Origin of the sequence: Oscillibacter sp. PC13, assembly GCF_900115635.1 — a bacterium.
Classification (GTDB): Bacteria; Bacillota; Clostridia; order Oscillospirales; family Oscillospiraceae; genus Oscillibacter.
The window spans coordinates 161,945-178,389 of record NZ_FOXE01000001.1 but is presented as its reverse complement, the minus strand read 5'-3'; the positions used below and the strand labels follow the sequence as shown (position 1 = coordinate 178,389).

Here is a 16,445-nt window from a genome sequence, read left to right as displayed (position 1 = left end):
AGTCCCTTTACGCGGTCCTGCTTGTGCAGGGCCGTGTTTTTTGCTATATTGAATGGGAAAATTGACAGCAGCAGGAGGCGCAAACGGTGACACGGGAAGAGTTGAAGGAAAAGGCAAATGACCTGCCTCTGAGCCCTGGAGTCTATTTGATGATGGATAAAAGCGGGAAGGTTATTTATGTCGGTAAGGCCAAAAAATTGAAAAACCGGGTTAGCCAGTATTTTCAGGACAGTGCCTCCCACACGGCAAAAACCCGCCAAATGGTGTCCCAGATAGACCATTTTGATACCATTTTTGTCACCAGTGAGTGGGAGGCTCTGGTGCTGGAAAACTCCCTGATTAAGCGGCATATGCCGCGGTATAATATTCTTTTAAAGGATGACAAGGGGTATCCGTTTGTACGCCTTTCACGGGAGACCTATCCACGCTTTTCCATGGTTCACAAATGGGCCAACGACAGTGCACGGTACTTCGGCCCCTTCGGCGGACGATCTGAAACCCGCCAGGCGCTGGATGCGGTGCTCTCGGCTCTCCGCCTGCCAACCTGCAGCCGGAAATTTCCCCGGGATATCGGCACAGAACGGCCCTGCCTGAACTTCCATATGGGCCGGTGTGACGGCTTTTGCCGGCCGGAGATGCCGGCAGAGGAGTACCGCCGCCGGATGGAACAGGCTGTCCAGCTGCTGGAGGGAAGGAGCAAGCAGCTCCTTCGGGAGATGACTGCCGAGATGGAGGCCGAGGCGGAGGCGCTGCATTTTGAGCAGGCGGCGCTGCTGCGGGATCGGATCAATGCCATTGGTTCCTTGGCGAAAAAGCAGACGGTGATCGCTGGCCTCTGCGCTGATACTGATATATGGGGCCTGTACCGGGGAGCCGGAAAATGCTGCTACGCGGTGCTGCATATGGAAGAGGGAAATCTGGCAGGACGGGAGACAGAGCTTTTCAGTGCACCTATGGAGGAGAATGAAGAAGAAATGCTCGCCGCTCTAACCGCGCAGTATTATCTGCCCCGGGCGATTCTGCCCCATGAGATTTTACTGCCCTTTGAGACGGAGGGATACTGTGAGAACCTCTCCGAAGTGCTGACCAAACGGGCAGGACACAAAGTTTGGGTCCACGTGCCTCAGCGGGGCGAGAAGGCGGAACTGCGGGATATGGCCCGGCGGAACGCCGCGGAGGAGGCGGAGCGGGCCACCACCGCAGAGGAGCGTACGGCCCACACGCTGGAACTGCTGGGAAAGATGCTGAATTTGCCTGCACCGCCCAGGAGGATGGAGTCCTTTGACATTTCCAATACCGGAAAGAGCGATATTGTGGCTTCCATGGTGGTATACAGCGGCACCCGCCCGCTGAAATCAGCCTACCGCAGATTCCGCATCCAATCTCTGGAGGGACATCCGGATGACTATGCGTCCATGCAGGAGGTGCTGCGGCGCAGGCTCCAGCGGGCGGCAGACGGAGATGAGAAGTTTGTGCCGCTGCCAGACGTTTTCTTCATTGACGGCGGCGAGACCCATGCACGGGCAGCGCTTACGGTGGCACAAGAATTTGGTGCCAAGGTGCCCATTTTTGGCATGGTGAAGGATGACCGCCACCGCACCCGGGCTCTTGTGACCCCGGAGGGAAGGGAGATTGGGATTGTGAACAACCAGGCGGTGTTTTCCCTCATTGGACAGATTCAGGAGGAGACGCACCGGTTTGCCATCACCTATCATCATGAGAGCCACAGGAAGAGCAGCCTTCGCTCTGCTCTGGAGGGTATTCCTGGCGTGGGTCCCAAACGACGGGAGGAATTGCGAAAGTACTTTGGTACCATGAAGGCCATTCGGGAGGCGGATGTAGAGGCGTTGTCCGCCGTGCTTCCGAGAGGTGCGGCAGAGGCGGTTTATCAGCATTTTCACGAAGGGGAAAAGTAAAAAAGTGAGGGGAGCAGCCTGATTCAAAGAATCAGGCCGCTTTTTTTGTGCTGATATTTTGCACAAACACAATTGGTTACAAAATTTAAAAGAGATTCATAATTACAGAAAATGAATAATATGAACTATGAATGGGCAAATTGGCACAAATTGTATCCAACATCTTGTGCTTAAAGGGGCTCTATATAATTTGTGTAAAATGTCGAGGGGAATTTTGTTGAATTTATACAGAGAAGTTAGTATAATAAAAAAGGCTGGTATACATAATAAGATTATGGGGAAATTTGGGAAATGCTGTGGGGGACAGACGCCATGGGACATTTTTGGGGCCTCTGTGCCTTTGCACTATTTTTTTTAAACGATTATAATGACTGGCAGCTTTCCAAACGGGTGCTGAAGGGATGCTTTCCAGTGGGGGGGATGCTGCTGGCCATCGGAACGGCAATGGAACTCCACTGGGGGACAGCTCCTGTCACTGGGGGACTGCGGTGGCTGGTTTTGGCAGTGGGAGCTGGCTTTCTGGGACTTTTGATTTATACGCTGTTTTTTGCACTGTCGGTGGAGGATGCCTATGCCCGCCCCGGCGAAAGACGGATGGCCTGCACCACTGGGGTATATGCCCTGTGCCGGCATCCGGGTGTGCTGTGGTTTGGAGGATTGTATCTCTGCCTGTGGGCCGCTGCCGGACTGCCGCTTTGGGAGGCGGCACTGTTCAGTGTACTGAATATTGTACTGGTGATATTTGAGGACCGGTGTGTGTTTCCAACTAAACTAGAGGGGTACGCGGCCTATCAGGCCACAACGCCCTTTCTTCTGCCGTCCAGGCAGAGTATTCGCGCCTGTGTACGGGCAAACTGAGGAGGGTAAAGGCTTATGCGGTTCGAGGATAAGCTGAAAAAATGCAGCCATGAACAGCTGTGGCAGGAGTACTGCGGCTTCCTGGACATGAGCCTTGCAGACTATATGTACACCCAGCGACGCCTGATGGAGGAACAGCTGGCTCTTTGGAGCGGCTGTGGCCTTGGCCGGCAGCTGCTTCACGGAAAACATCCCAGGACCATTGACGAGCTGCGGGAGATGCTACCCCTCACCAGTTATGCGGATTACGCGGACATACTGCTGGCAAAACGGACGGACATGCTTTGCAGCGAGCCGGCCATATGGATTCAGACCACGTGGGAGGGCGGCCTGCGGCCCATCAAGCTGGCGCCGTATTCCCGCAGTATGCTGGATACTTACCGCCATAATCTACTGGCCACCATGATGATGGCCTCCGCCCGAAAGAAAGGGGAATTCGATTTGAAGCGCGGTGACCGGATTTTGTACGGCGGCGCGCCGCTTCCTTATGCCACGGGACTGATGCCCTCCCTGTTTGACGAAGACATACAGTTTACCTGGTTGCCGGATTCCAATGCCCACTCGGATCTGAGCTTTAGCCAGCGGATTAAAAAGGGCTTTGGGATGGCGATGGCCGGAGGCGTGGATTTTTTCTTCGGTATTGGAAGTGTGGCCAATTATATTACAGAGAGCTTTGGAAAGAGCAGCGGTGGCCACGGCGGAAAGCTGAACATTTCCTTGGGTAATGCTGCGCGGTATGCCAAGGCCAAGTACATTAGCCGCCGGGACGGAAGGCCGATTGTTCCGGGTGATATTTTCCGCCTGAAGGCCTTTTTCTTTGCGGGAACGGATGCCAAGTGCTACAAAGATCGGCTGACGAGGGCCTGGGGCGTGATGCCCGTGGAATTGGCGGCCGGCACGGAATCCACTTGTGTGGGCGCCGAAGACTGGGAGCACCGCGGTATGGTGTTCTTTCCGGATGCCTGCTTTTATGAATTTATCCCGGAACAGGAGATGCGGCGGAACCTGGTGGATCCCGCCTATCAGCCCCGTACCTGCCTGATGGATGAGATTCAGGCGGGAGAGACCTATGAGCTGGTACTTTCCGTTCTCCACGGCGGGGCATTCATGCGCTATCGGATCGGAGACATGTACCACTGCCTGACTGCCGGAGGCGGGCAGCTGCCCCGGCTGACGTTTGTGGATCGGGTACCGGATGTCATTGACATCGCCGGCTTTACCCGTATCACCGCTTCCTCCATGCAGGAGGTCATCCGCTTGAGCCGCCTGGAATTGGGAGATTGGGTTCTAAAAAAGGAGTTCAACCAGAACGACGATCCGTTCCTTCATATGTATCTGGAGATACCGCCGGATGCCCAGGCGGGTGAAGTGGCAACCCGGGCAGTACTGACAGAGCATCTCTCGCTCTACTTTAAGTACTTTGACAGCGACTACGGCGACCTTAAAAAACTTTTGAATATGGAGCCGCTGGAGATTACCATTCTGAAATATGGCACCATTGCAGCATATGAGGAACGCACAAAGCAGAGGCTGCCGAGATTGAATCCCGGCATGCTGGATATCATGGGTCTTTTGCGGCAACAGGCAGAGCCTGGAACCGGAGTTGGAAGAGGTAGCCCACGATGAGTAATATTCCATTTTTGTTCATCAATGTTACAGCCCTCAGCTGCTTTGCTCTGATGTTCGTGACATTCCTGGCTACGAAGAAAACCCCTGAGATTTGGGCCTTTTTGGCGGTGCTGCTGGATGCTATTTTGTGGTCAGGCGGATCTATTCTCATGCGGATGCAGATGTGGCCCGGACTGCACTTCTGGTACCAGGTTTCCCTGGTAGCATTGTTCAGCATGGAATTGCTGTTCTACATTTTTGTGCATACGTTTGCAAGACGCAAGGGAAAGTTTCTGTTGATTCTGTTTGCGGTATGGACCCTGGCAACTATTCCTGGAACCATCAGCGGCTTTTATCTGGCGGCACCCACACCGGTTGTCCAGGCAAATGGATCTACCGTATTTACCTACAGCATGAACTGGCACATCTTCATCCCATGTGTGATGTTCGTCACCATCATCGGCGCCACCATGGTGCTGCTCCTGCAGGTGATGCGGGAGCAGGGGCTCCACTCCCCAGGCATTCAGGTGATCGTTACTGGCGGCCTAGTGATGCTGGCCGGCAACCTGCTGCAAATCGGGCTTCCGGGGAATACCTTTCCCTTTGATGCTTTGGCTGGCATTGCTTTTGCAATTCTGCTGATGTTCGCCCTGTATAAGCGCCGGATGTTCCGGCTGACGCTGATCATGTCCAGAAGCCTTCTGACACTTGTATTGGCAGTGATCTGTATCGTTTCGGCCGCAAACTTTATTAGCCCTCTGCAGCAGTTTGCAGAAGGGCAATTGGGACTGGAGTCCAATCTGGCCACCATGCTGGTGGCAGTTGCTTTTGCCGGCGTGCTTGGCATTTCCTATACACTGATGCGCAAGCTGCTGAATGCTATGTTCACCCGGGAGGAACAACAGAATAAGCTGATTAAAAAATTCTCAGCAGTGGTATCCCAATCATTGAGCACGGCAGACATCATGGAGAAGATGGGGAGTGTCATTTCCAGCGAAATTCCCATTGAGCAAATTTATATCTGCCTGCTGGACGGAGACAAGTATCAGGGGAGATATTGCAGCAGCCCTCTGGCGACATTGTCCTTTTCTATTTCGAAAGACAGTCCTCAGATTGCCTATTTGAAGGAGCAGGAGAGCTATCTGCTGCTTAGTGAGTTCCGCAACAGTCCCAAGTACCTCTCTGTCTGGGAGACGGAGAAAGAGCTGTTCCGGCGGCTGAACATCGACTGCGTGGCAGCAATGAGGGACGGCGAGGAGATTGTGGGGTTGGTGCTCCTCTCTGCCAAGGAACGGGGACGGAACTTCAATGCGGTGGAAATCGGCTTTTTGGAGACGGTAACGTCCATTGCCTCCATCGCTATGAAAAACGCTGCCTTGTATGAGCAGATGTTCCGGGAAGCTCGAATTGATCCCCTCACCGGCGTATATAATTACCGCTTTTTTGTGGAAAAGCTGGAAGAACAATTCCGCGCCTGCGGAAAGGAGTGCCTGACACTTCTGTATGCGGACGCAGACGACTTCAAACTTTATAACCAGCTTTACGGTGTTGGAGAGGGGGACGCCGCCCTCTGCCGCATTGGAGAGGCAATTAGCCGCAGTGTTGGAGAGAGCGGAACTGTATTTCGCACCAGCGGCAAGGTCTTCGCGGTTCTTCTGCCGCGGCAGGATACCCAGCGCAGCCGTACACTGGCAAAAGAGATTCAGGATCGGGTGTCAAAAATCAATTTGGTTCCAGAGCGGCGCAGACTCAAGCCTCTGTCTGTCAGCATTGGCATCTGCTCTGCACCTTATGCGGCGTCCAGTGCCAAGGAACTGATGGACAACGCAGACTTGGCTGTTTACAATGCCAAACAAGGCGGCAAAGACCAGATTGTGATTTTCCGTGGAGCCTCGGACTTTGTGCCCCAGCAGCTGGCGGAGCGAACTGACGCCATAGTGGACCGTATTGAGCGGGGAGAGGGCGAGTTCCGTACGGCCCTGTCTATGATTTCCGCCCTGACGGCTGCCATTGATGCGAAAGATCACTATACATATGCTCACAGCAAGAATGTAGCCCGGTACGCGGCAACGCTGGCGGTTGCATTGGGGTTGAATGATGACCAGGTCCGGACCATTTATGCCGCAGGACTCCTCCATGACATCGGGAAGATTTCCGTCTCAGAAAATATCCTGAGAAAGACTGGCAAGCTGAGTGATGAGGAATACCAGATTATGAAAGGCCATGTGAATAACTCCATCGAAATGATCCGGCACCTGCCAGAGATGGACTATCTGATTCCGGCAGTCCTGGGCCATCACGAACGCTGGGACGGAAAGGGATATCCCCGCGGCATCGCGGGCGAAGAAATTCCGGTGTCCGCCCGGTGCTTGGCCATCGCAGATGTGTTTGACGCCATGACGACGGATCGGCCATATCGCAAAGGCTTGTCGATAGAATACGCACTGGCTGAGCTGGAGCGGGGGTCCGGAACCCAGTTTGATCCCCAGCTGACAGGCGTGTTTGTGCAGCTGATTCGCAGCCGCAGCATTCCCTTGTCCGCTCAGGCGGCGGCCATTTGCGGCAAAAGCTGAAACGAAAAAAGCCCATGTTATGGGGAAACAGTTGAACAATTAAAAACAGGAGCAAATCTTGGATTTGCTCCTGTTTTTGTTTTTTGGCGTTTGGGCAGGGGAATACAGCAGCCTGATGAAGAGACAACAAATGACTTTTCCAAAAAGCCACTCCGGCGCATTCAGCCAGAAATGCGAAGCCAAATGTAAAAAACTCTTGACATTATGTGACGGCCATGTTAATGCAAGAATGTCAAAAATATTTGACATTTTGCGGACATTTTATGAGAGGAGAGGGGATTATGTCAGTAGGAGCAACGATTTTCTTGGGAGCTGTTTTAGTCGTGTTTACTGGTTTGGACATGATCATGTTGGTATCACTGGTGAAACCCGGAGACGAGCGCAACCAAATCATTGTATGGAAAGCTGGGTCTTTCACGCTATTGGCAACCATAGGGGCAAACATACTGGATGTGATAGAAAACTTTGTAAGGGCGCAGCCCATGGCTGTAAACCCTTTTATTCAACTGGAAGTTGCCGCCATTATTTATTTTGCGGCCCTCCTGTACTATAAAAAAAGGCATGGCGGCTGATATGGAAAATGGAATTCGGGGCAGACGAAAGGAACTGGGGCTGTCACAGGAAGAGCTGGCAAAAAAGTGTGGTGTTTCCCGACAGACCGTCAATGCAATTGAGAATAATAAATATGACCCTACACTGTCTTTGGCATTCAGCTTGGCAAGAGAATTGCAGATCACAGTTGATGAACTTTTTACGCCATCCTAATATCAGAAAATAGCGCCTGGTGAAAAGTGAACTCCCAATTTTTGGATTGTACTTCATAAGTCGTGATATAAAAACTCCCCCGTTCATTTCTGCAACTGATGCAGATGTACGGGGGAGTTTTTAACTTAAAAGCGGAAACCCTTAACGAAACAACATCGGTTTTCAAGTGCTTCCCTTAAAAAACTGCCGGCGTATCCTGCACTGCCAGAAAAGCGTCAGCCGGGCCAACGCCAGATCCATCAGCAGAAAGGTGACGTTGCCGCCGAATACCAAAGCGGCGGTGAGAAGCGCAGAAGCAGGCAGCTCCGTCGCTGCGCCCAGCCCAAGCAGGGAGATCACCACGCCGTACAGCAGGGCAATCAAAAGGTTGCATACAGCAAGACGGCAAATGAGCCGAAGAAGCCGGGAACGAAGGGCTGCAATGTGGGGACGCAGAAGAGGATACCAGCCGAAAAACACGTATACCAGCGCCAGCTCCGGATCCGGCACCAGCAGGAGGGCCAGTATGGCCGTGGCGCCATAAGCGGCTCCGGCAGCACGGGAACCGCATTCCGACAGTACCGGGAGCAGGACTGCCATGGCCAACAAAGGAGCACAGAAGGTGGCCGCCGGGATCAGGCCGCCCAACAACAACACGACAACGGCTGCCGCCGTCAAAACGCCGCACAGGGCTATCTCGCGGCTCCTCATTCCGCTACATCCTTATCCATTAGCTTGTAGTAGCTCCAACAGCGCCACTTGCGAATCTCCTCCAGCTGACTGCTGCCGATCAATTTGGTATAGGTGCCGTCCATCTTCATATAGGCTTCCTTCTGTACCACCGGCAGCTCCCGCCGCAGATCATTCAGGAAGGAGAACCAGGGGCTTTCTTCTTTGCGCCCCGTCAGCTCCAACACGGCGGCACCCAGGAAGCTGGCGGAAATCGTCCCGTTTTCCGGCAGATCCAAGGCAGGTGCGGCACTCTCCCAATCCAGTGTTTCTGCAGCGGCATCATTGGCCCAGATTACAAAAGGTGTTTCATAGGCGGCCAGGGAATTTGCCAGATCATCTGCTTGAACGGCTATCTCCATGCCAAGCTCCGCATAGGCCAGCTGATTATCCCCCAGATAGGGCAGGTGGTCGCCCCAGAACACCAGAACCACCGGCTCCTCTGTGCCGGAAAAGTAGGATGTCAGCCGTCCCAGCATGGCGTCGGCGTCCCGTGCTCCCTCGATATAGACCTTCAGCAGGGTTTCTGCCTGTTCCGACACGGAGACGTTCAAGGGCACCTCCGGATAGACATACCCGGCGCCGTACTTGTCGGCGGTGTAGGACATGTGGTTTTGGATGGTGGTGGTGTAGCTGCAGAGCAGTTTCCCGTCTGCCACGGACTCCTCAAAGGCATTTTCAATATACCGGGCCATATAGTCATCCGTGACCCAACGGCCCTTGTATTGCAGATTTTCCATCTCGTCGGCAAAACGGGTGGTTTCCGCGCCCAGCCAGCGGTAGACATTTTCGCGGTTATAGAACCAGTCGTCCCCTGGGTGGAAGAAGGAGGTGCGGTAACCGTCCTTGGAAAATACACGGAACAGGCTGTCCAGATTCCGATTTACCACCCGGAAGGAGGAGGTGGTAGTGGCGGAGAGCGCGTTGGTCTGCATACCTGTCAGCACATCAAATTCCGTGTTGGCGGTGCCGCCGGCAAAACCGGGCACCACCACATGGCCGGAGATGGCGTGGGGGGACTGCCGCAGAGCGTGGAGATTGGGCAGGGGGTCGTTCTCTTCCGTGTAGGCAAAGGCGGGATCATCCGTGATGTCTGAAAAGGCCTCGTTCATCACCATGACCACATGAACGTCCTTCCCCAGCCCGGAGGTATCGCCGGTCTCCCAGCCGACCGCCTCACTCTTACTGAAGCCCTCCGGCTTGTCCACGGAATAAGTGGTGAACTGATGACAGAAGCAGTAGGGGAATCCCAGCTCATTGAAGACGGAGGGAATATAGTAGGCGTTGGAGACGGTGAAGGAGTTGTAGAGGCTGTCGGAGGCGTACACTGTGAAAATCAGAACGGCCAGTATACCAAGGCTGGCCGCGGCACCCAGAAAGCTGCCGAAAATGCCCCGGAGCCGGGCAACCGGAAAGGGGCGGCTCCCGACAAACAGACCTGCCGCTGCTAAAATCAAAGATACCAAAATCACCACGGCGATGACCTTTACTGGAAAGCGAATGTCATAGGTTCCCATGGCGCTGCCCACTTCCTTCAGCAGGGCGAAGTCCCGCGGGAACACCGGCTCGTCCCGCACCTCCAGCTTGATGCGGTTTGCAATGGACAGCGCACAGACGCCGAAGTTCACCAGTGCCGCTCCGAAAAAGACATTGCGGAACAGAAAGGTGAAGGTCAGCAGCAGCAGACCGATGGGCATGGCGTTCAGGATAATCAGCAGCGGCTGAGCCCGGAAAATGGTCAGCACGGTCCGCAGGGCGTTGGGCTGGCACCACAGGGCCAGCAGCGTGATGCCGCCGGCAAGTAAGACGGCCCCCAGAAAAGAAGCCCACAAGGGCAGGCGAAATTTTGGAAAACGGTCGAGAAGCTTCAAAGCACAGCGTCCTTTCCAGTCAGATACACAGAATACCTCTATTATATGGATTTCACGAGAAAATGCAAGGCGTGCAGGATGGGAGCGATAATAAAATGTATTTTGGAGTTGAAATTATACAAAAAGTATCGAAAATGGACGGAATTTGACGGGGACTACGTGCCATAGGGTGCTCTTTTGGGACCGCTGTGATAAAATGAAAACAAAGGGGCGTGACGCGGATGAATGCAAAGGCCACGGGCGAATTGATTGCCGCCTGCCGGAAGGCGCTGGAGATGAGCCAGGCGGAACTGGCAGAGCGGATTCATGTGACAGACAAGGCGGTGAGCCGCTGGGAGACCGGTCGGGGAATGCCGGCTATCGACAGTCTGGAGCCGTTGGCGGCGGCGCTGGGGCTGTCCGTCAGCGAACTTTTGAGCGGAAAACGGCTGACACCGGAAGAGCTGCCTGCGGCGGCAGGTGGGCAGATTGTGGAGAGAATGAAGCAGAGCGTCCGCCGCACCTGGATGGGCGCACTGGGGGCGCTGCTGGCCATGGCACTGCTGGCCGGTGTCTATTTGGGGTATCACTACTGCACCACCGTGCCATTTACCAATGAACATGAAGCGAACCGAGAGGATCTGGCTCAAAAAGCAGAGTCTTATATGAACCAATGGGACCGGTTTGCTCCGGGGGAGCTTTCTATCGTGGATCTGAAGCGGCGAGGGGACTATCTGGCGGCTCTGTGCGTGGAAGAGGATGGCAGCGGCTGGGACCTTTGCATCTATGACCGGGATCCGGTATTTTCGAACCGCTGGCGAGCCAATGGCTCTTTGCAGGGAGTGGAGGAAGGAGAGCTCAGCAGCTGGAACTTTGGAACGCCCCAGGAGGCGGTCATTGTTCTGGGCGGATGGAACCTGCCGAAGGAGGCCTGCTATTACACCTTTGAAAACAGCGGCATCACCTACACCGGCCCCATCCGGATGGGCTATGTGCTGGAAGTATTTGTCCTGCCGGACCAGCAAGGCATCCATGCCTTTCCCAGGCTGCTGGATGAAAATCACAGACTCTTTGAGAAAAATAGCAGCGGTGACTTTGCGGCCGTGACGCCTGCTGACTGACAGGAAACTCCCCTCTGTTTGACAACAGAGGGGAGTTTCCTGTCATAATATTACGAAGTGTATCCGTTTTTGTCAGAACCCGTCAGAATGTCACGACTTCCTGACCGGGCTTTTCGCAGGGGGCAATGGAGAGCACATTCATCACAGGCCCTTTGCCTCTGTACGCCTTATGCTTTTCCACGCTCATCTTCGCGGTGACCTCAATCCAGTCCCGGTTCTCATACTGGTCCAGTCCCTCACCCTTGGCGATGAGGCCGAAGAAGGTGACATCGTTTTCACAGCACACCATGGCAAAGCGGCCGGGGCAGTGAATACCGGGATACTTTTTGGAGTGGCACATGACCAGCTTCATGTGAACCAGCTTTCCGTCGTAGCGATCCGGGTGATCCATCACGTCCACATACCACACGCCGAAGTCATCGTCCGGAATGTCGATGATCTCCTGATTCAGATCAAAGGGGCACTCATCGCCGGTGAGATAGTCTTCGCTGGTGCCGTCTTCGTTTTCCAGATAGATGTCCGCCCGCCGATTCACCATCCGCAGGTTTCGCTTTCGCAGGGCATCCCGCAGGGCAGGTGTACAACGATTGAATACCAACATATCAGCATTGGTGATTTTCTCCATCATCAGCTGTCCCATGTTCTTGGCGTACATCTCAAAGGTAGGGGCATGGACAAAAGTCATAATCTGATAGAGCACCCAGTTGGCCGGAAGAACCTCCCGGTAAAGGCGTTCCATCTGCCACATACCGTTGTACTCAATCAAAACCTGCTTGGGGTGAAGCTGTTTTTCCAATTCCTTCAGGTAGGAGCACTTCAAATCCTCTTCCGCTTCAATGGTGACGACCGTTACATTGTCCAGGGCCTTTTTTTCGTATTCCTCTTCGCCCTCCTCACAGCAGATGAGAAGGGTTTTGTCCTGACGGGCGAAGCCGTCCTCCAAGATGCCGTTGATGAAATTGGTTTTGCCGCCGTCCAAAAAGCCGGCAATCAGATAAACAGGAATATCAGCCATTGTAAAGTCCGTTTCCTTTCCGGAATTACAGGCCGAAAAGCTCAGCCAGTTTGTCTTCCTTCAGCTCCGCGCCGATGACGCACAGCCGTCCCGTGTAATCCGGGTGCCCGCTGCGGACATCGTGCTCCTCCGGTACATAGTCGAACTCCAGCCATGCGCCGCCTGCGGAGGGGACAATTCCCTTCGCGCGGAGAATTTTGCCGTAGTCGCCGGAGTCCAGCGCCGTCAGGATGCGCGCAACTTCCGCCTGGGTGAAGGGCTTGGGTGTCTCCCTGCCCCAGGAGGTGAACACCTCGTCCGCGTGATGGTGATGGTGGTGGCAGGAACAGTTTGGATCCGCACACTCGTGGTCATGATCGTGATGGTGGGCATGCGCCTCGTGCTCTTCGTGGTCATGGTGGTGATGGTCGTGCTCTTCCCCGTCATGCCCTTCATGGTGGTCATGATCATGGTGGTGCGCGTGCTCAGCCTCTTCCGCCTCATGCTCCGCCCGCATTTTGGCCAGAAGCTCGTCCGCAAGAGAGACCTTTTCCATGGCCGACAGAATGACCGCCCCGCTCAGATCGTCCCAGGGAGTTGTCAAAATGGCGGCACCGGGATTCTTTTCCTGCAGCATGGTGACGGCGGATTCCAGCTTCTCCTGGGAGAGCTTCTGCGTTCTGGAGAGGACGATGGTGCCGGCGGATTCAATCTGATTGTTGTAGAACTCGCCGAAGTTCTTCATATAGACTTTGACCTTGGTGGCGTCCGCAACAGTGACAAAGCTGTTGAGCTGCATATCCGGAATATCCGCCACCGTATTCTGCACCGCCACGATCACGTCGCTGAGCTTTCCCACGCCGGAGGGCTCAATGAGAATGCGGTCGGGGTGGAACTGACTTTGCACATCCTGCAGCGCCTGACCGAAGTCACCCACCAGGGAGCAGCAGATGCAGCCGGAGGACATCTCGGAGATCTGGACGCCGGATTCCTTCAAAAAACCGCCGTCAATGCTGATTTCGCCGAACTCATTTTCAATCAGCACCAGCTGCTCACCCTGGAATGCCTCGGCCAGCAGCTTTTTAATAAGGGTTGTCTTACCGGCGCCAAGAAAGCCGGAGACAATGTCAATTTTTGTCATACTATCAAGTCCTTTGCTTCAAATTCCTGAACAGAACTAATATACCATTAAAACAGGAAAATGCAACTCCATCACGGAAAATTTACAGATTATGGGGGAAAAGGCTAAAAATCAGACAGGACGGCGCGGTGAAAACCACGCCGTCCATATCAAGTGGGAGGAATGCGGTCAGCGCCGGGCCTGCCGCCAGGCCTTTTTCTGCAGTTCTACCTCCGGCTGAAATTTTTCTATTTCGCGGGCGACAGTGCCGGAGAGCAGGAGCAGGCAGATCAGGTTGGGAACGGCCATCAACGCGTTAAAAATATCAGAGATATTCCAAACTACATCCAGGGACTGGGTGGCGCCCACATAGGCCACCAGTGCAAAGACCACCCGGTAAACCATGACGGGCTTCATGCCGAAAAGGTACTCAAAGGCCTTTTCACCATGGTACTCCCATCCCAGAATTGTGGAAAAGGCAAACAGTGCGATACCAATGGTCACCAAGACAGCCCCAGCCCGGCCAAGAACCGTTTCAAACGCCAAAATCGTCAGAGCGGCCCCATCCACCACCTTTCCGGTGGCTGGATCCAAGGTGCCCAGCACTCCGGAGGAGCAGATGGAAAGGCCGGTGACTGTGCAGATCACGATGGTGTCAAAGAAGGTGCCGGTCATGTTGATATAGCCTTGGCGGACAGGGTGATCCGTGGTGGCGGAGGCGGCGGTGATGGCGGCCGACCCCATACCGGCTTCGTTGGAAAAGCATCCCCGGGCCACTCCGTAATGGGCGGCATTCAGGACAGAGGTGGTGATGGTACCCGCAAAGCCTCCAGCGGCAGCGGAGGGGCTGAAGGCCATTTGGAACATGCTCACAATGGCAGATGGAACCATACGGATATTGCCGGCGATGACAAGAAGGCCGGCGATTAAATAGAAGATGGCCATGACCGGAACTACAACGGAGGAGACCTTGGAAATACTTTTAATGCCACCGATCACGACGACCAGTGCCAGAACCGTGATGACGGCGCCCACAATCCATGTGGGGACGGAGAATGTATCATAAATGGATTCTGCAATAGAGTGAGCCTGGGTCATGTCGCCAATACCAAAGGAAGCAATGACAGTGAACAGGGCAAACAAAAAGGCCAAGACGGCGCCGAACCCTTTCCACTTCAGTGCCTTTTGCATGGTGTACATCGGGCCGCCGGACATCTCGCCCCGATCATTGACCTCCCGGTATTTGACCGCCAGCATACATTCGGAAAACTTGGAGGTAATGCCAAACGCAGCAGAGATCTCCATCCATACCAATGCGCCGGGGCCTCCGGATGCCAGCGCTGTGGCGACCCCCACAATGTTGCCGGTGCCGATGGTAGCGGCAAGAGCCGTCATCAGCGCGGAGAAGGGGGACACATCTCCGGTTCCCCGGGATTTCGTACGGGCCTCTTTACTCATCACGCTGTGCAGCGCATATCCCAAATTTCGCCAAGGAAGAAATTTTGTACGGACAGTCAAAAAAATTCCGGTACCCACCAGCAGCACCAGCATAACAGGGCCCCAGACGACATCGTCGATTGCCTTAATCCACGCAGCAAAGGTCATGGTTTTCTCTCCTCACATGATTGTAATCTCCTGGATACGGTGCACATCCGCTTATCATTTGCAAAAAGGCAAGCCATCTGCAAATCACAAAATTATGTTTAGTTTAGCGGAATTTTCTGGAAAATCAAAGCTGTAATTTCTACTAAAAACTGTAAAATGGAAAAACACTTTTTAGGCCCATTGCCGGATGCATCCATAGCGTACTGCTGCGGAGATGTCTTTTTCCATCAAAAAAGCGGATGCCCCACGGGGCATCCGCCGGAAAGCGAAGTCAGCTCTCCATATGCCGGCCTAAAAATGCGGCAATGGTTTGAGCCAGCTTGTACTCTGCGTCACCAGTGACAGTGGGCGTGTCATTGCTGATAAACAACACAAGCCCCAGCAGATCCCCTTCGGCCAGAATGGGGGCCGCTACAGTCGTCAACAGCTTATCCGTGCTGTCGGATACTGGGATAGGCCTGGTTTCCCCCGTATAGCTGTATATTTTGCGGCTTTCCATAATCTGTTCCAGCTCCGGTGTGATGTGCCGTCCCATAAGTTCCCGCTTGCCGCCGCCGGCCACGGCAATAATCGTGTCCCGATCGGTCACGGCACAAATACTGCCAGTGGAACGACTCATAGTGTCGCACAACTGGGCGGCAAAGTCTTCCACACCGCCCAATAGAGAGTACTTTTTAAAAATCACCTCGCCGTCGCGGCTGGTGTAAATTTCCAGGGGGTCTCCCTCGCGAATACGCATGGTGCGGCGGATTTCCTTTGGAATAACGACTCGGCCCAAGTCATCAATCCGCCGCACAATTCCAGTTGCCTTCATATTGAAAACTCCTTCTGCTTTTCAGATTCTTTCGTCTCATCATGCATTGCTGCTTGGCAAAAGATAGTATCCGCAGGATTTGTTTGCCTATACAGGATAGCGAAGTGGTTTCATTTGGCAAAAAAACCGTCTGCGGCGAGCAGACGGTTTTTTCTTAAGCAGCAGGCGCATCCAGCAGGTATTCCTGAACCACCCGCCCATCCGTAGAAACCAGATAATTGGTCAGGTAGGAAAGATGGTCTCCATTCACCAACCAGGAAACCCGATAATTATAGTACTCCGTACCATCCAGCGTTACAGTGCCCTCGTAACCATAGGACATGGAATTTCCTGCGGCTTCATCCACTGTGCCCAACTGGTCCTCCAGTACCTGAGCGCCCTCTTCTGCGGTGATGGAAACGAGGGCTGGCTCCAACGCTTCCGCAGGCTGCTCTGATGGCACCGTTTGACGACAGGCAGTGAGCAGCGTTAAAAAAACGACTGCAAAAAACAACTCTTTCATGGAAACACTCC

General features: G+C 54.0%; 14 protein-coding genes. 7 read left to right on the top strand and 7 right to left on the bottom strand.

Annotation, left to right across the window (positions count from 1 at the left end; genetic code table 11):
• Window positions 1–86 precede the first annotated feature (86 nt).
• The 6 genes from uvrC to BMZ81_RS00825 all read left to right on the top strand — a co-directional run bounded on the left by uvrC (window position 87) and on the right by BMZ81_RS00825 (window position 7,720).
• Window positions 87–1,916 (top strand): excinuclease ABC subunit UvrC, encoded by a 1,830-nt coding sequence (uvrC, locus tag BMZ81_RS00850; RefSeq protein WP_091127704.1) that lies wholly within the window; start codon window positions 87–89, stop codon window positions 1,914–1,916.
• A gap of 312 nt (window positions 1,917–2,228) precedes the next feature.
• Window positions 2,229–2,774: a hypothetical protein gene (locus BMZ81_RS00845; RefSeq protein ID WP_143072715.1), complete on the top strand. Its 546-nt coding sequence runs from the start codon at window positions 2,229–2,231 to the stop codon at window positions 2,772–2,774.
• A 15-nt stretch (window positions 2,775–2,789) separates the two neighbouring features.
• Window positions 2,790–4,400, top strand: coding sequence for a GH3 domain-containing protein (locus BMZ81_RS00840; protein WP_091127702.1), 1,611 nt, complete (start codon window positions 2,790–2,792; stop codon window positions 4,398–4,400).
• On the top strand, window positions 4,397–6,955 hold the full coding sequence (locus tag BMZ81_RS00835; RefSeq protein WP_091127701.1) for an HD domain-containing phosphohydrolase: 2,559 nt from the start codon (window positions 4,397–4,399) through the stop codon (window positions 6,953–6,955). The genes BMZ81_RS00840 and BMZ81_RS00835 overlap by 4 nt, the downstream gene beginning before the upstream one ends.
• A 281-nt stretch (window positions 6,956–7,236) precedes the next feature.
• Window positions 7,237–7,527, top strand: a complete 291-nt coding sequence (locus BMZ81_RS00830; protein ID WP_091127700.1) for a hypothetical protein — start codon at window positions 7,237–7,239, stop codon at window positions 7,525–7,527.
• Between the two features lies 1 nt (window position 7,528).
• Entirely contained in the window at window positions 7,529–7,720 is a 192-nt protein-coding gene (locus BMZ81_RS00825; RefSeq protein ID WP_177187145.1) for a helix-turn-helix transcriptional regulator, read from the top strand.
• A gap of 162 nt (window positions 7,721–7,882) precedes the next feature.
• On the opposite strand, the gene BMZ81_RS00820 is transcribed toward BMZ81_RS00825, so the two are convergent.
• Both BMZ81_RS00820 and BMZ81_RS00815 read right to left on the bottom strand, forming a co-directional pair.
• Window positions 7,883–8,410, bottom strand: coding sequence for a hypothetical protein (locus tag BMZ81_RS00820; protein WP_091127698.1), 528 nt, complete (start codon window positions 8,408–8,410; stop codon window positions 7,883–7,885).
• The gene (locus BMZ81_RS00815) at window positions 8,407–10,299 is read right to left on the bottom strand and encodes an LTA synthase family protein (protein WP_091127697.1); all 1,893 of its coding nucleotides are present in this window, start codon (window positions 10,297–10,299) and stop codon (window positions 8,407–8,409) included. The genes BMZ81_RS00820 and BMZ81_RS00815 overlap by 4 nt, the downstream gene beginning before the upstream one ends.
• Before the next feature lie 221 nt (window positions 10,300–10,520).
• On the opposite strand from BMZ81_RS00815, the gene BMZ81_RS00810 reads away from it, so the two are divergent.
• Window positions 10,521–11,399, top strand: a complete 879-nt coding sequence (locus BMZ81_RS00810) for a helix-turn-helix domain-containing protein (protein WP_091127696.1) — start codon at window positions 10,521–10,523, stop codon at window positions 11,397–11,399.
• An 82-nt stretch (window positions 11,400–11,481) separates the two neighbouring features.
• On the opposite strand, the gene BMZ81_RS00805 is transcribed toward BMZ81_RS00810, so the two are convergent.
• The 5 genes from BMZ81_RS00805 to BMZ81_RS00785 all read right to left on the bottom strand — a co-directional run bounded on the left by BMZ81_RS00805 (window position 11,482) and on the right by BMZ81_RS00785 (window position 16,434).
• Window positions 11,482–12,414, bottom strand: coding sequence for a TIGR03943 family putative permease subunit (locus BMZ81_RS00805; protein WP_091127695.1), 933 nt, complete (start codon window positions 12,412–12,414; stop codon window positions 11,482–11,484).
• Window positions 12,415–12,439: 25 nt separating this feature from the next.
• Entirely contained in the window at window positions 12,440–13,534 is a 1,095-nt protein-coding gene (locus tag BMZ81_RS00800) for a CobW family GTP-binding protein (RefSeq protein WP_091127694.1), read from the bottom strand.
• 168 nt (window positions 13,535–13,702) lie between these two features.
• Window positions 13,703–15,118: an alanine/glycine:cation symporter family protein gene (locus BMZ81_RS00795; RefSeq protein ID WP_091127693.1), complete on the bottom strand. Its 1,416-nt coding sequence runs from the start codon at window positions 15,116–15,118 to the stop codon at window positions 13,703–13,705.
• A gap of 271 nt (window positions 15,119–15,389) precedes the next feature.
• Complete coding sequence (locus BMZ81_RS00790; protein WP_091127692.1) at window positions 15,390–15,932, bottom strand: stage V sporulation T C-terminal domain-containing protein; 543 nt, start codon at window positions 15,930–15,932, stop codon at window positions 15,390–15,392.
• 154 nt (window positions 15,933–16,086) lie between these two features.
• Window positions 16,087–16,434 (bottom strand): hypothetical protein, encoded by a 348-nt coding sequence (locus BMZ81_RS00785; RefSeq protein WP_091127691.1) that lies wholly within the window; start codon window positions 16,432–16,434, stop codon window positions 16,087–16,089.
• Between the last annotated feature and the right edge of the window lie 11 nt (window positions 16,435–16,445).

Bases quoted from the DNA above. Each gene is read 5' to 3' on its own strand.
- BMZ81_RS00845 (WP_143072715.1), top strand. From the start codon at position 2,229: ATGGGACATTTTTGGGGCCTCTGTGCCTTTGCACTATTTTTTTTAAAC.
- BMZ81_RS00840 (WP_091127702.1), top strand. From the start codon at position 2,790: ATGCGGTTCGAGGATAAGCTGAAAAAATGCAGCCATGAACAGCTGTGG.
- BMZ81_RS00835 (WP_091127701.1), top strand. From the start codon at position 4,397: ATGAGTAATATTCCATTTTTGTTCATCAATGTTACAGCCCTCAGCTGC.
- BMZ81_RS00830 (WP_091127700.1), top strand. From the start codon at position 7,237: ATGTCAGTAGGAGCAACGATTTTCTTGGGAGCTGTTTTAGTCGTGTTT.
- BMZ81_RS00825 (WP_177187145.1), top strand. From the start codon at position 7,529: ATGGAAAATGGAATTCGGGGCAGACGAAAGGAACTGGGGCTGTCACAG.
- BMZ81_RS00820 (WP_091127698.1), bottom strand. From the start codon at position 8,410: ATGAGGAGCCGCGAGATAGCCCTGTGCGGCGTTTTGACGGCGGCAGCC.
- BMZ81_RS00810 (WP_091127696.1), top strand. From the start codon at position 10,521: ATGAATGCAAAGGCCACGGGCGAATTGATTGCCGCCTGCCGGAAGGCG.
- BMZ81_RS00805 (WP_091127695.1), bottom strand. From the start codon at position 12,414: ATGGCTGATATTCCTGTTTATCTGATTGCCGGCTTTTTGGACGGCGGC.
- BMZ81_RS00800 (WP_091127694.1), bottom strand. From the start codon at position 13,534: ATGACAAAAATTGACATTGTCTCCGGCTTTCTTGGCGCCGGTAAGACA.
- BMZ81_RS00795 (WP_091127693.1), bottom strand. From the start codon at position 15,118: ATGACCTTTGCTGCGTGGATTAAGGCAATCGACGATGTCGTCTGGGGC.
- BMZ81_RS00790 (WP_091127692.1), bottom strand. From the start codon at position 15,932: ATGAAGGCAACTGGAATTGTGCGGCGGATTGATGACTTGGGCCGAGTC.
- BMZ81_RS00785 (WP_091127691.1), bottom strand. From the start codon at position 16,434: ATGAAAGAGTTGTTTTTTGCAGTCGTTTTTTTAACGCTGCTCACTGCC.